The organism is Pseudomonas sp. yb_2, from assembly GCF_043103905.1.
In the GTDB taxonomy this organism is placed as follows: Bacteria; Pseudomonadota; Gammaproteobacteria; order Pseudomonadales; family Pseudomonadaceae; genus Aquipseudomonas; species Aquipseudomonas alloputida.
In genome coordinates, this window is sequence record NZ_JBICKH010000070.1 from 1 (window position 1) to 479 (window position 479).

General features: G+C 55.9%; 1 protein-coding gene. It reads left to right on the top strand.

Annotated elements, in window-relative coordinates; all coding sequences use genetic code 11:
- Positions 1-360, top strand: a 360-nt coding sequence (locus ACF8FB_RS18025; RefSeq protein ID WP_392511631.1) for an integrase core domain-containing protein, incomplete at its 5' end; no start/stop codon positions are given.
- Positions 361-479 lie beyond the last annotated feature (119 nt).

Consider the following 479-nt stretch of genomic DNA (forward strand, 5'->3'; position numbering starts at 1 on the left):
GGCAGGCCGCGTGTCAGCAATGACAATCCATACTCGGAGGCGCTTTTCAGAACACTGAAGTACTGCCCGCAATGGCCGACCAAGGGTTTCGAGACCTTGGATGCTGCACGATGCTGGGTGCGTGATTTTATCCGTTGGTACAACCACGAACACCGACACAGCCGAATCCGCTTCGTCACGCCAGCAGAGCGTCATCGAGGTCAGGACAAGCAAATCCTTGCCCTGCGCCACGAACTCTATGAGCGCGCTCGAAGCAAGAATCCGGAGCGATGGTCAGGACGCACTCGCAACTGGGAGCCGATTGGTACCGTGCTGCTGAACCCTGATCGAGAACAACAGCACGTGAAGCAAGCCGCATAGTTGGATGGTTGACGCGACAACTACCTTGAAAAACGCCGCACAACACAAAAGCCCAAAGCCCAAAAGCTTAAGCGGCGGTTTTGATCAGGCGTACAGTCCGTTTGCGATGGCGACGCCAA